We start from the raw sequence: 13,752 nt of genomic DNA, 5'->3' as shown, positions 1-13,752 counted from the left end.
TAGCATGATGAAACGTATTGTCTGGTTGTTGATCCCACTGCTTAGTGTGTTGATCACCATCCTGTTTTTTTTACCGGCCAGCTGGCTGGGTATGGCATTAGAAAAGCAAAGCAAAGGCCGCCTGAGTCTGGGTGATGTACAGGGCTCGTTCTGGAATGGTTCGGCTTTTGTCGGTGTGGCAGCGGATAAAAATGGTCTGGTGACGCCGCTGTTTCCGGGCCGCTTTGGCTGGAAAATCTCGCCCTTGCTGTTGCTGGGGCAGCTGGATGTGGAACTCAGTAATAGCCAGTCGCTGTCGCAGGCGCTCAGACTGAACGGAAATTTTTCGGATTTTTATGTGAGCCCTTCGGTACTGGTATTGCCAACGGAACGCCTGGAGGGTTTAGGTGCTCCTTTGAATACCATAGGCCCGACCGGTAAGATGCATCTGAGCTGGCAGAATCTGCGTTTTTCCAGATCGGCTAATCAGCTCGAAGCGCATGGCCAGTTGCAGTTGATGATGACCGGGATGGCATCGCGGCTTTCACCGGTCAAGCCTTTGGGCAGTTATGAAATGCGCTTTGATCTGCATGGATTGAATGCGGATGTGGGATTGGTGACCGTCACTGGTCCGATGATGTTAAGTGGTAAGGGCGCAGTAACAGGGGGCCGGTTTCAGTTTTCCGGTAAAGCCTGGGCGCAAGAAGGGCATGAAGCAAAGTTGGCAAATTTACTGAATTTGCTGGGGCAGCGCCGCAAAGACGGCGACAAGGATGTAATCGCGTTAGAGTTCAAATGAAAACATATCCAACAAAAAACAAGGCAGCCATGATTAGCCATTCCTTATGCAAACCTAAGTACCCGTTATCTGCGCTGGCCAGTGCCGCTGCGCTGGTGGCAGCCTGCTTTGCGGTGACACCGGTGTATGCACAGAATCCCGCCGCCAGCACCGTTGATCTGAACTTTGTAGCGGCCGATATCGAAGCCGTTGTGAAAGCCATCGGTCATTACACCGGCATGACCTTCATCATCGATCCGCGCGTCAAAGGGCAGATCAATCTGGTCTCGGAAAAATCGCTGACCAAGGAACAGGCCTTCAAACTGCTGACTTCCACCTTGCGCCTGCAAGGCTATTCGGTGGTGTATGCCGATGGCTTTTATAAGGTAGTGCCGGAAGCCGACGCCAAGTTGCAGCCTGGCCCAACCAGTTCCACCCAGGGTGAGCGTGCCGAATCCGTCAAAGGCGACCAGGTTGCGACCCAGGTGTACCGCCTGAATTATGAATCGGCAGCGAATGTGGTGACTATCCTGCGCCCGCTGATTTCGCCGAACAACACCATCAATGCGAATCCTGGCAATAACTCGGTGGTGATCACCGATTATGCGGATAATCTGAAGCGTCTGAATAAGATCATTGCCTCGCTGGATGTACCGGCTGCGGTGGATCTGGATGTGATCCCGGTCAAGCATGCAATCGCCAGTGATCTGGCGGTGATGGTGACCCGTCTGACGGAAAATAGCGCCGGTGCGCCTGATGCGGGCCGCACCATACTGATGGCGGATTCGCGTACCAATTCTTTGCTGTTGCGAGCTCCTTCGGTAGCGCGTGCCAATCTGGTGAAATCCATCGTCGCGAAACTGGATCAGCCTACTACTTTGCCGGGCAATGTACATGTGGTGTATCTGCGTAATGCCGAAGCGGTGAAGCTGGCGGCGACCCTGCGTTCTATCGTGACTGGCGATACCAGCGCCCAGCCTGCCAGCTCAGGCTTGTCGAATACTGGCGCTAGCACGCCAGGTGCTGGTGCCGGTGCGCAGACAGGTACCGGCTTCTCGCTGGGGAATGCGGGTTCGAATTCAGGCGTGACCGGTGGTGGCCTGCCGCAATCTTCCGGCAGCAACAGCGCGGCCTCCGGTGCGGCTGGTGGTGCCGCCGGATATATTCAGGCTGATGCAGCGACCAATACCCTGATCATTACAGCCAGCGATGCGGTGTATAAAAATCTGCGCGCTGTGATAGACCAGCTCGATGCACGCCGTGCCCAGGTCTATGTCGAGGCACTGATCGTTGAAGTGGCCGCAGATAAAGCCGATGAATTCGGTGTGCAATGGGCAGCCCTGACCGGGGATAGCAATAGCAAATATCGCGTCGGCGGCGGCAGTGTGTTCACCAAAGATGGCAATAATCTGCTGAGCCTCGCCACATCCAAAACACCGTCACCGTCCAATGGTCTGACGGTAGGTTTGTTCCGCCAGATCGGCGGCAAACTGGGCCTGGGTGCAGTCGCACATGCCTTGCAGGGCATGAGCGGTACCAATATCCTGTCTATGCCGAATCTGCTGACGCTGGATAATGAAGAAGCGAAAATGGTGGTCGGTAAAAACGTTCCTTTTGTAACCGGTCAGTTCACGACCTCTACCTCGACCGGTGGCTCAGGCGTGAATCCTTTCCAGACCATAGAACGCAAGGAAATTGGTCTGAAACTGACCGTCAAACCACAGATTTCTGAAGGTGGAACCGTCAAGCTTGCAATCTACCAGGAAAGCTCCAGTGTCGATGACGCAGCGACCACGACCGCAGCAGGTCTGATTACCAAACTGCGTTCTATTGCGACCAATGTGCTGGTGGAGGATGGTGAGATTCTGGCACTGGGCGGTCTGATCGAAGACAATGCATCGGATACCAATGAAAAAGTCCCTTTGCTGGGCGATCTGCCATTGGTTGGTAATCTGTTTAAATATCAGACGGCTAAACGCGGCAAGACCAATCTGATGGTATTCCTGCGTCCTATCGTGGTGCGCAATGCAGAGCAAAGCAATAGCATCTCGCTGGATCGCTACGACTACATACAGGGTCAGGTGGCACCTGGTCGCAGTAGCGATATGATGGATTTTTCTATGCGTATGGAGAAGGGTAAGCTGATGCTGCCTGTTGATACTGCGAAGACTAAGCAAGCGCCACAGGCTGATAAAGAAAGCAAATAATCATGCTGGAAAATCGCTTATTGCCATTCGGGTTTGCGCGTGATTTTTCTATACTCGCCAGCCGTGATACGGCCTTGCCGGAAGCGCCGGTGGAAATCTCTTTATCTGATAAGACACCGGCCACAGCAATTGCTGAAGTCGGCAGAAAGTTTGGCAAAGTTAAATACAGCTTGCGGTCACAGGATGAGCTGGCTGCGCTGATCGCCAAGGCCTATGCGGGCTCTGGCGGTGATGCTGCGGATGTGGTGGGTGAGGTCGAATCAGATCTGGATCTGGCCAAGCTGATGTCGGACATGCCTGCGGTTGAGGATTTGCTGGAATCAGCCGATGATGCGCCAGTGATACGCATGATCAATGCCTTGCTGACCCAGGCTTTGCGCGATGGTGCATCGGATATCCATATCGAACCGTTTGAACAGATTTCTGTGGTGCGCTTCCGTGTTGATGGCGCATTGCGGGATGTGGTCAGACCACGTAAGGCTATCCATGCTTCGCTGATTTCGCGTATCAAAATCATGGCGCAGTTAGATATCGCTGAAAAACGTTTGCCGCAGGATGGCCGTATCACGCTGCGTATCGGTGGCAAGCCAGTCGATGTGCGTGTCTCCACACTGCCGACCGGACATGGCGAGCGCGCGGTACTGCGTTTGCTGGATAAAGAAGCCGGACGACTGGATCTGGGTCATCTGGGTATGAGCCAGGATGTGTTGAATCAGTTTGATAAGCTGATCGCACAACCGCATGGCATTGTGCTGGTGACCGGGCCGACCGGCTCGGGTAAAACCACCACTTTGTATGCTGCTTTGTCACGCGTGAATGCCGGTACCACCAATATTCTGACGGTAGAAGATCCTATCGAATATGAACTGGCGGGCGTCGGCCAGACCCAGGTCAATGCGCGTATCGATATGAGTTTCGCCAAGGCTCTGCGTGCGATTTTGCGTCAGGATCCGGATGTAATCATGATCGGTGAAATCCGTGATCTGGAAACCGCGCAGATCGCAGTGCAGGCTTCGCTGACCGGCCATTTGGTGTTAGCCACCCTGCATACCAATGATTCTGCGGCAGCAGTCACACGTTTGCTGGACATGGGCATAGAACCTTTCCTGTTATCGTCGTCGCTGTTGGGTGTGGTTGCGCAACGTCTGGTGCGTAAGCTGTGTACCCATTGCCGTCGCGAAGAAGGTGGCAGATGGCATGCAGTTGGCTGCGATCATTGCGGACATACCGGCTATCAGGGCCGCGTTGGTGTGTATGAATTATTGCAGACCACGGAAGAAATCCGGGCCCAGATTCACCATCAGGCATCGGAGGCAGAAATCCGGGCTGCGGCACAAAAAGATGGCATGAAAACCATGCGTGAAGATGGCGAGCGCTGGTTAGCCAGCGGCATTACGACGCCGGAAGAATTACTTCGCGTGACCAAGGAGTAAGGCCGTGCCAGCATTCCGATATGAAGCCGTCGACAGCGCAGGCAGTGTCAGCAAGGGCGTGGTCAATGCCGACAGTGCACGCGCTGCGCGCAGTGATTTGCGTTCGCAGGGACTGGTGCCGGTCACGGTCGAGGCGATACAGCAAAAAAATGATGGTCAGACCGGGGCTAAGGCCGGACTGTTTGCCGATAAATTATCGACCATAGAGCTGGCCATGTTCACGCGCCAGTTAGCCAGCTTGCTGGAGGCTGGGCTGCCGCTGGAACAGGCTTTGTCGGCCTTGCTCGATCAGGCTGAGCGCACCTTTATCCGCGATCTGGTGGCGTCGGTGCGTTCGGAAGTGATGGCGGGTTCCGCCTTGTCGGATGCCTTGAAACAGCACGCCAATGACTTCCCGGAAATCTACACGGCACTGGTCGCTTCCGGCGAACAGATCGGTCATTTGTCACGCGTCTTGTCCAAGCTGGCGGACTATATCGAACGTCGTAATGCGCTGGTGCAGAAGGTCAAGCTGGCATTTACTTATCCGGCCATCGTGACTGTGGTCGCGTTTGCGATTGTGATTTTCTTGCTGACTTACGTGGTGCCGCAGATTGTGTCGGTGTTTGCTAACTCCAAGCAAAAACTACCTTTCCTGACCGTGATGATGCTTGCTATTTCCGATTTTGTGCGCAACTGGGGCTGGCTGGTGGCTATCGTACTGGTTGGTGCGTATTCGCTGTGGCGGGTTGCATTACGCGATCCGGATATTAAGATGCGCTGGCATCGCTGGTTGCTGATCGCACCAGTGTATGGGCGTTTTGAACGCAGCCTGAACACGGCGCGCTTTGCCAGCACGCTGGCGATTACTACCGGCTCCGGTGTGCCGATACTGAAGGCTTTGCAGACCAGCCGTGAAACCTTGTCCAATGTGGCGATGCGCCTGCAGGTAGAAGAGGCCACCAACAGCGTGCGCGAAGGCGTCAGCCTGGCGCGTGCTTTGTCAGCGCATAAGCATTTTCCGCCTATGCTGATACACATGATACGGGCCGGTGAAGTGACGGGTGAATTGCCTGCCATGCTGGAACGTGCCTCGAATACTCAGGAGCTGGATCTGGAGCGCCGCGCACTCACCATGGCTAATATGCTGGAACCGCTGCTGATCCTCGCCATGGGTGGTGTGGTATTAATGATCGTCTTGGCCGTGCTGATGCCAATTATCGAGATCAATCAATTGGTTCGCTGATAAGGAAAAAAATGAAGCGCTTACCTGTTATTTCCGGCTTGATAGCCTTTGCTTTGTTATGTATGACCCTGAGTTTTTGGGGATTGAAGTTTTTTAAAGTCCAGAGCCGCGGTGTGGCCGCGCCTGTGCAGCAGTCCACCCTGGAGCCGGGTTCCGGTCAGTGGGGCGGTATTTTTGGTGACAGTGCTTTGCCGCAGGCCGCCATCAGTAATCACCAGTTGAAGGGTGTTGTGCTGGCACGCCGCGCTAACGAAAGTGCAGCCGTCATCAGCACCGATGGTAAGCCTGGCCGTGCCGTCGGGATTGGTGCTGAACTGGCACCTGGCGTGGTACTCAAAGAGGTGTATGCACAGTATATTTTGATCTCTGATAATGGTGCACTCAAACGCCTGGAGTTGCCGCAGAGTGCAGTGATACAGCTGGCTGCAACGCCACCTGTGGCTGCCTATGCGACACCGGCGGCACCGGAAAATCCGAATCCATCGCCGGTTGCGCCGGCAGGCTTCCCGCCGCATGGTGCGCCGGCCAATGTGCCGCCAGGCGGCGCGCCTATGGTGGTGCCGGGTTTGCCTGTTGCTTCCCTGCCTGCGGTAATGCCAACCGGGGCGCCACAATGAGTGCTGTTGCAGCACTGCCTGAGGAAATCCGCCTGTCTTTGCAGCATGCACATTCCAGCTGGCATGCCGTGCTGGAGCAGGGCTTGCTGGCACTGCAGCAGGCACAACCGGCTTATCTTTCCGACTTATGCGCGCAGCCTTATTTGCCGACTGAGCACAGGCTGTTTGCCGCCTTTGCTGTGCCGCGCGATCAGGTGCGCTATGTGTTAATCGGTGAAGGCCCTTATCCACGCGAACAAAGCGCGACCGGGGTCAGCTTCATGGATGGTGCCGTCAGCGAAATCTGGTCGGATACAGGTCTGTCGAAAAAAGTGAATCGCGCGACATCCCTGAGAAATTTTTTCAAAATGCTGCTGGTCGCCGATGGCTATCTGGATGAATCAGCTACCAGTGGTGACGCGATGCAAGGCGTTGCGCACATTGCAGCTCAGCCTGGCTCGCCTTTGATACAGCATTTGGACGAATTGCAACAGAAAATGCAGCAGCAGGGCTTTTTATTGCTGAATGCATCGCTGGTCTTTCGTGATCATGTGGCACCAGTGAAGGACGGCGTATCCTGGCTGCCTTTTCTTCAGCAGGTCTTACTCGCTTTAGCGGCAGATCAAAACGATCGCTTACCATCACTGGTACTATGGGGAAAAATTGCGGAGCAGGTGAAAAAAATACCGGCTGCGTCAGCCTTTGCGCATATAGTTGCAGAGCATCCTTATAATTTGAGTTTTATTGCGAATAGGGAAATGCAGGATTTCTTCCGGCCTATGCAATTGTTAAAAAGTTTCTCTTAGGAAAATAAATTTCAGATATCTATAGCTTCATGTCTCGCTTTATAGAATAATTTGCAGATGTTCCAGATATCCCGCAGAGTTTACGACTGAATCTATGTTGAAGAAAATCGAAGTTTCAAAATTGCGAGTTGGTATGTTTGTCCAGGAGTTGTGCGGTTCCTGGATGGATACTCCGTTTTGGAAGAAATCCTTTCTTTTGAGTGATCTCAACGACATCCGGGAAATACAGAAATCTAAAATCCGTGAAGCCTGGATAGACATCAGCAAAGGATTGGATGTATTAACCGAGCAGCCTGCCGCCCCCGTAGTGCGGGCTGAACCTGAACCCAGACCTGAACCGCCGCCTAAACTACCCAGGGTGACAGAATCCGTTTCTATGGATGATGAACTGGGGCGTGCATCCAAGATCGTTAACCGCTCCAAACAAGCCGTGTATTCCATGTTTAGCGAAGCCCGTATGGGTAAGGCGGTGGATATGGGTGGGGCACAGGCACTGGTGGAGGAAATTTCTGATTCCGTCATGCGTAATCCGGGTGCACTGATCGGTTTGGCGCGTCTGAAAACCAAAGACGATTACACCTATATGCATTCCATCGCGGTGTGCGCGCTGATGGTGGCCTTGTCTAAGCAGCTCGGTTTGAATGAAGAGCAAACCCGCGAAGCAGGAGTAGCTGGCCTGTTGCATGATATCGGCAAAATGATGGTGCCCGGCGACATACTGAATAAGCCTGGCAAACTGACGGATGAAGAATTTGTGTCGGTCAAAGAGCATCCGGCGGCTGGTCATAAATTGCTACTGGATGCACAGGGCGTCAGTGCGATTTCCCTCGATGTTTGTTTACATCATCACGAAAAAATGGACGGCACTGGCTATCCGGATCGTCTCAAAGGTGAAGAAATCAGCCTGTTTGCGCGCATGGGCGCAGTGTGCGATGTGTATGATGCGATCACCTCTAACCGTCCTTACAAGCAGGGCTGGTGTCCGGCTGAGTCGCTGCGCAAAATGGCAGAATGGAGTAAAGGCCACTTTGATGAAAAAGTGTTCCAGGCCTTTGTGAAAAGCATAGGTATTTACCCGGTCGGTACCCTGGTCAGGCTGGAATCCGGTCGTCTTGGTGTCGTCGTTGAGCAACAAGTCGGTAAATCTTTGCTGATGCCTAAAGTCAGGGTGTTTTTCTCTATCAAATCGATGAGTTACATCGCGCCCGAATTGCTGGACCTGGCAGGCCCTGGCCTGCAAGACAAAATCGCCAACCGCGAAGATGCCTCAAAATGGGGTCTGAAAGACATAGACCGCTACTGGCTGGGCGACAACGCCGCACCGACCTGAAAAAATCCCGCCTGATGCGGGATTTTTTTATGGATTTTTGCTGAGCCGCGCAGACTGCGCAAACTCCTTCTGTGAGCGCGCTTTTTCTTCCAATTGTTTTAACAGACTGCCACACACGACATCACATAGCGTGTAGATAGACTCGTCGGCAATTCTGTAAAACACGCTTGTACCACGGTTGTCTTTGGCTACCAGACCATGCTTACTCAGTATGGCTAAGTGGCGGGAAATGTTCGCTGAGGTATAACCGCAGAGCTCCGCCAATTCCCCGACATTACGCTCCTGATTGCGCAGCAGACTCAGAATTTGCAGGCGTGTCGGTTCCGACAATGCAGAGAAATATCCTGCTACCTGGCTTAAGGCCTCTAAGCTCAACTCATCCATATCAACTTTCTATTTTCTATTTTCTATTTGGAAATTTATTTGTTACCAGGCGTGACTCAGGATTCATTGTAACGCATATTTAATTTATTCTTTACTTGCGTATTTAATTAATTAGTTAAATAATGACGTTAATGAAGATGCCTGTGATGAAGTAATGGACTTATTTTGGGGTGAAGATGATGTTGATAATTTCTCGTTTGCGTTTTGCGCTTGCGACGCTGGTATTGCCTGTGACATCGGCGTTTGCCGCACAGGGTGAATTGGCGAGTGTGCTCGTTCAGCCAGCGGCTTCGGCTGACCTTGCCAGCTTTGAAGGGGGGGTGGAGTCGGTGCGTCAAACCGTGATTGCCGCACAGGTGGCTGGTGCGGTTGTTGCGCTGCCGGTCAGAGCTGGTGACAGCGTTAAAGAAGGCCAGGTTTTGCTGCGTATCGATGCACGTTCAGCGCAGCAGGGAAGTGTGGCCAGTCAGGCGCAATCAACTGCCGCACGCTCGGCGCTGGAGTTGGCTGACAAAGATCTGCAGCGTCAGAAACAGTTGTTTCAAAAGCAGTTCATTAGCCAGTCTGCGCTGGAGCGGGCTGAGGCCCAATACAAGACTTTGTCCGATCAATTGAAATCACAAATAGCCCAGGCCAATGTGGCTGATATTCAATCCGGATTTTTTGTGATTAAGGCGCCGTATGCCGGTGTTATTTCTGAATTGCCGATAGCACTGGGTGATATGGCGATGCCGGGTAAGCCTTTGCTGAGCATGTTTGACCCCAAGGGCTTACGCGTGAGTTTTACCGTATCGCAAGCAGCAATGAATAACTATCAGGCCGGTCAGCCCTTGAAGATAGAATTTCCGGGGCTCCCGGCGGGTCGTCAATGGCTGACAGCGAGCCAATATAAAGTATTGCCGACCATCGATGCTGCCACCCATAGCGCTACCCTGCGTATCGATTTGCCAGAGTCGGTGCAAGACATTGCTCCTGGTTTGTTTGCCCGAGTCTGGCTGCCATTAAAAGGGGGCGCGGGAAATCATTTCTATGTGCCCGCCAAGGCCATCGTCAAGCGTGGAGAAATGACAGGACTCTACGTCATCGATAGTCAGCAGCGTGTGATTTTACGTCAAGTCAGACTGGGTAAAACCCGCGATGGTGCGACCGAAATTCTGACTGGTATCAGTGCAGGAGAGCGCGTTGCGCTTGATCCGGCCGCCGCCGTGAGGGCAGTGCGATGAACGCCAGACTGGGTGTCTCCGGACGCATTGCCGCCTTCTTTCAGACCGCCAGAATTACCCCTTTACTGGCGCTCGCGGCATTCTTACTGGGTGTCTTTGCGATCGTCGTTACGCCGCGTGAAGAAGAGCCGCAAATCAATGTAACGATGGCGAATGTGTTGCTGCCTTTTCCCGGTGCTGCCGTAACCGAGGTCGAACAAATGCTGGCGTCACCGGCGGAGCAAATGCTGTCGCAAATGCCCGGTGTAGAACACGTCACGTCCGTCTCCCGGCCGGGCATCGCTATCCTGACCGTGCAATTTAAGGTGGGCGTGGCACGTACTGAAGCCTTGGTGCATTTGTACGATACCGTGCATTCCAATGCTGACTGGCTGCCCAAAAATGCAGGCGTGTTGCCGCCACTGGTGAAGCCTAAGGGTATTGAGGATGTGCCTGTCCTGAGCCTGACCCTGTACAGTAAAAATCCTGACACTGGCGCCTATGATCTGGAGCGTGTCGCGCACAGTATAGAAAATGATTTGAAACGCGTACCCGGCACCAGAGGCGTGACGACTATCGGTGGTCCTGGACGTGCGGTATTGGTTGAGCTGGACCCGGTGCGTATGCAAGGTTCCGGTGTCACAGTCGCCGATATGCGCAATGCCTTGCAGTCGACCAATATGGGTTTGCCCGTGGGTGAACTGCTGTCTGGCAATCAGGCGGTCGCGCTTGAGGCTGGCCCGTTCTTGCGCGATGCGCAGGAAATTGCCGAGCTGGTGGTCGCTGTCCATAACGGCAAGCCAGTGTTTATGCAGGATGTCGCTACCATTAAAGATGGCCCATTACCGGCGGCACCTTATGTCTGGCATGGCGTCGCAGGAAAAAATGGCGCTGAATATCCTGCCGTGACGATTGCGATCACCAAAAAATCGGGTGAGAACGCGATTGATGTCGCGAATGCGCTCACGACCCGCATTGAAGAATTGAAGAATACCGTCATTCCCGCCGATGTCCTGGTCGCTGAAACGCGTAACTACGGCCACACTGCGAATGATAAGGCCCAAAAGCTGATACAGAAATTATTGTTCGCCACCTTGTCCGTGGTGGTGCTGGTGTTCATCGCACTCGGTGCGCGTGAGGCTGCGATTGTTGGTGTCGCGGTGATACTCACACTGATGCTTACGCTGTTTGCTTCCTGGGCCTGGGGATTTACATTGAACCGGGTGTCGCTGTTTGCCTTGATTTTCTCGATTGGTATTCTGGTCGATGACGCGATAGTGGTGGTTGAAAACATCCACAGGCATCAACGACAATTTCCAGGCTTATCCTTGAAAGAAATCATTCCAGGCGCAGTGGATGAGGTGGGTGGGCCGACGATACTGGCAACGCTGACCGTGATTGCGGCGCTGCTTCCTATGGCCTTCGTATCGGGTTTGATGGGGCCGTATATGAGTCCCATCCCGATCAACGCGAGTATGGGGATGCTGCTGTCACTGGCGCTGGCTTTTGTAGTCACGCCGTGGCTAGCGCGCATCTGGATGAAAGAGGCGCACAGTAACGAAACCGAAACCGAAACCGATACCACACCACATGCGGCGGCGGGAAAGCTCACAGTCTGGATTACGCGCTTGTTTCAGCCCTTTTTGAATGAGCTAAACGGAAAACGTCATCGCGGGTTTCTGGGTTTGGCGGTCGCTGCCTTGATTGCCTTTTCTGTGTTACTCCCTGCATCCGGCGTCGTGTTACTGAAGATGCTGCCATTTGATAATAAGTCGGAATTTCAGGTGATCGTCGATATGCCTGCCGGTACGCCGGTCGAGCAGACAGCGGCGGTGCTGCGTGAATTAGGCCGCTATCTTTCTGATGTACCTGAGGTCAGTGATTATCAGGCCTATGCCGGTACTGCCGCACCGATTAATTTTAATGGACTGGTTCGTCAATATTATTTGCGCACCGGTGGCGAAGTCGGTGATCTGCAAGTCAATCTGGTCGATAAGCATCAGCGCAAAGAGCAAAGTCATGCCATCGCCAACCGCTTGCGTCCGGCCTTGCAAGCGATAGGCAAACGTTTTAATGCCAACATAAAAATTGTAGAAGTGCCGCCTGGCCCGCCAGTTCTTGCGCCTATTGTGGCGGAAATTTACGGCCCGGAAGCAGAAGGGCGTCGCCAGGTCGCGCAGGCGGTCAGAGCAGTATTTAATGCCAGTGCCGGTGTGGTCGATGTGGATGACAGCAGCATCGCATCAGCGCCGCGCTGGATGTTGTTGGTGGATAGACGCAAGGCAGCTTTACTTGGCGTGTCACAGGCAGACATCGTGACTGCATTACGTACCGGATTAGCGGGTGATGCAGCGACCTGGCTACATGATGAAAGCAAATATCTCAATGCCGCCATCTTGCAGCTGCCAGCAGAAAGTCATGGTGACCTGGACAGCTTATTGCAATTGTCAGTCAAAACTTCAGAAGGAAAACTGGTCGCAATACGGGAGCTGATCACGCTGAGCAATACCAGCCGTCAGCAACCCATTTATCACAAGGACTTCATGCCGGTGAATTATGTGACTGCCGACATGGCGGGCAAAACCGACAGTCCTTTATATGGCCTGTTTTCTATGCGCAAAGCGATCAGCCAGATTCCTGTTCCCGGTGGTGGCGAACTCAAGGAATATTTCATCCGCCAGCCTGCTGACCCCTATCGTGGCTACGCCATCAAATGGGATGGCGAATCACAAATCACCTATGAAACTTTCCGCGATATGGGCGCTGCCTACGCGATTGGTCTGATACTGATTTACTTACTCGTGGTGGCGCAATTTGGTTCTTATTTGACGCCCCTCATCATCATGGCGCCCATCCCATTAACCATCATCGGCGTCATGCCCGGCCACGCTTTGCTGGGTGCGCAATTTACCGCAACCAGCATGATAGGGATGATCGCCTTGGCAGGCATCATCGTCAGAAATTCTATTTTGCTGGTTGACTTTATTCAGCTCCAGGTGCGAACCGGTATGGCGCTCAGGGATGCCGTCGTGAACTCCGCTGTGACACGCGCCCAGCCCATCATGCTGACTGGTCTGGCCGCGATGATGGGCGCATTTTTTATTCTGGATGATCCGATTTTTAACGGGCTGGCGATCGCACTTATTTTTGGCATATTCATCTCGACGCTGCTAACGCTGATCGTGATTCCGCTGCTGTACTACATGGCTTATCGCCACCGCATCGCATTCATTACTCAACAAGGAGAAGTATCATGAGCTCATGGCAAATCGTACGTATTTTCGCCGGTTTATTTATTTTGCTTTCACTGACTTTGGGCTTGCCAGACAGCCCCTGGTTTATAAACACATGGTGGCTGGCACTGACAGCTTTTGTCGGCGTCAATTTGATGCAAAGTGGCTTTACCGAATGGTGCTTGCTGGAGTCGGTATTACGTAAATTCGGAGTTAAAGCAGGGAATTAGAAACGACAGTGCATGGCGCCGAAGAGGCGACCATAAAAACTAAAAACCTCTCCAAAGACCGGAAATTGTATCGGGCTTTGGGGAGGTTTTGGTTTGCAGGAAAAGGGGATGGGCGAGAATCTGTCCAGCTTCCATATTTCCTTAGCCCTCATGCAGCGAATTGCAATGTGGCCTGTTAGGCAATTGCATCTTAGCGTGTTAAATTTCAGGGGCAACTCAAAGCAGTAAATCAAACATCCAATACCTATGCGCCTGCTGGCTTACTTTGTGCCGGTAAGGCGCATGAAATATAGGTCGCAAGGTGGAATGAGTTAGCATCGCGGTATAGCTGGGTGATGTCAGCAGCAAG

Annotated in this window: 11 protein-coding genes; 10 read left to right on the top strand and 1 reads right to left on the bottom strand. The window is 53.1% G+C overall.

Translation table 11 applies throughout. The features are described from left to right. Positions 1–4 precede the first annotated feature (4 nt). The 7 genes from gspN to H8K43_RS13875 all read left to right on the top strand — a co-directional run bounded on the left by gspN (position 5) and on the right by H8K43_RS13875 (position 8,354). Positions 5–778 carry a type II secretion system protein N gene (gene gspN / locus H8K43_RS13905; RefSeq protein WP_186904407.1) on the top strand — a complete coding sequence of 258 codons (774 nt, stop codon included), beginning with the start codon at positions 5–7 and terminating at the stop codon, positions 776–778. After that, positions 775–2,964: a type II secretion system secretin GspD gene (gspD, locus tag H8K43_RS13900; protein ID WP_230403962.1), complete on the top strand. Its 2,190-nt coding sequence runs from the start codon at positions 775–777 to the stop codon at positions 2,962–2,964. Before gspN ends, gspD begins: the two co-directional genes overlap by 4 nt. A 2-nt stretch (positions 2,965–2,966) precedes the next feature. Beyond that, on the top strand, positions 2,967–4,397 hold the full coding sequence (gene gspE / locus H8K43_RS13895; RefSeq protein ID WP_186904406.1) for a type II secretion system ATPase GspE: 1,431 nt from the start codon (positions 2,967–2,969) through the stop codon (positions 4,395–4,397). Positions 4,398–4,401: 4 nt separating this feature from the next. Further along, the gene (gene gspF / locus H8K43_RS13890) at positions 4,402–5,622 is read left to right on the top strand and encodes a type II secretion system inner membrane protein GspF (RefSeq protein WP_186904405.1); all 1,221 of its coding nucleotides are present in this window, start codon (positions 4,402–4,404) and stop codon (positions 5,620–5,622) included. An 11-nt stretch (positions 5,623–5,633) separates the two neighbouring features. Beyond that, positions 5,634–6,239 carry a type II secretion system protein N gene (locus H8K43_RS13885; RefSeq protein WP_186904404.1) on the top strand — a complete coding sequence of 202 codons (606 nt, stop codon included), beginning with the start codon at positions 5,634–5,636 and terminating at the stop codon, positions 6,237–6,239. After that, positions 6,236–7,024 carry a uracil-DNA glycosylase family protein gene (locus H8K43_RS13880; protein WP_186904403.1) on the top strand — a complete coding sequence of 263 codons (789 nt, stop codon included), beginning with the start codon at positions 6,236–6,238 and terminating at the stop codon, positions 7,022–7,024. Before H8K43_RS13885 ends, H8K43_RS13880 begins: the two co-directional genes overlap by 4 nt. A 94-nt stretch (positions 7,025–7,118) precedes the next feature. Next, positions 7,119–8,354 (top strand): HD-GYP domain-containing protein, encoded by a 1,236-nt coding sequence (locus H8K43_RS13875; protein ID WP_186904402.1) that lies wholly within the window; start codon positions 7,119–7,121, stop codon positions 8,352–8,354. Positions 8,355–8,381: 27 nt separating this feature from the next. Here H8K43_RS13875 and H8K43_RS13870 read toward each other — a convergent pair whose 3' ends face one another. Then, a complete protein-coding gene (locus H8K43_RS13870) occupies positions 8,382–8,738 on the bottom strand; it encodes an ArsR/SmtB family transcription factor (protein ID WP_186904401.1) in 357 nt (118 codons plus the stop codon). A 176-nt stretch (positions 8,739–8,914) separates the two neighbouring features. Between H8K43_RS13870 and H8K43_RS13865 the strand changes: the two genes are divergently transcribed. Genes H8K43_RS13865 through H8K43_RS13855 form a run of 3 tightly spaced genes read left to right on the top strand, consistent with a single transcriptional unit; the run spans position 8,915 to position 13,403 of the window. Further along, entirely contained in the window at positions 8,915–9,961 is a 1,047-nt protein-coding gene (locus tag H8K43_RS13865; RefSeq protein WP_230403956.1) for an efflux RND transporter periplasmic adaptor subunit, read from the top strand. Continuing rightward, positions 9,958–13,197, top strand: coding sequence for an efflux RND transporter permease subunit (locus H8K43_RS13860; RefSeq protein ID WP_186904400.1), 3,240 nt, complete (start codon positions 9,958–9,960; stop codon positions 13,195–13,197). The genes H8K43_RS13865 and H8K43_RS13860 overlap by 4 nt, the downstream gene beginning before the upstream one ends. Continuing rightward, positions 13,194–13,403, top strand: coding sequence for a YgaP family membrane protein (locus H8K43_RS13855; RefSeq protein ID WP_186904399.1), 210 nt, complete (start codon positions 13,194–13,196; stop codon positions 13,401–13,403). Before H8K43_RS13860 ends, H8K43_RS13855 begins: the two co-directional genes overlap by 4 nt. Positions 13,404–13,752 lie beyond the last annotated feature (349 nt).

This window comes from Cognatundibacterium curvum (assembly GCF_014284235.1).
Taxonomy (GTDB): Bacteria; Pseudomonadota; Gammaproteobacteria; order Burkholderiales; family Burkholderiaceae_D; genus Undibacterium; species Undibacterium curvum.
This window is presented reverse-complemented; position numbering and strand designations above follow the sequence as displayed.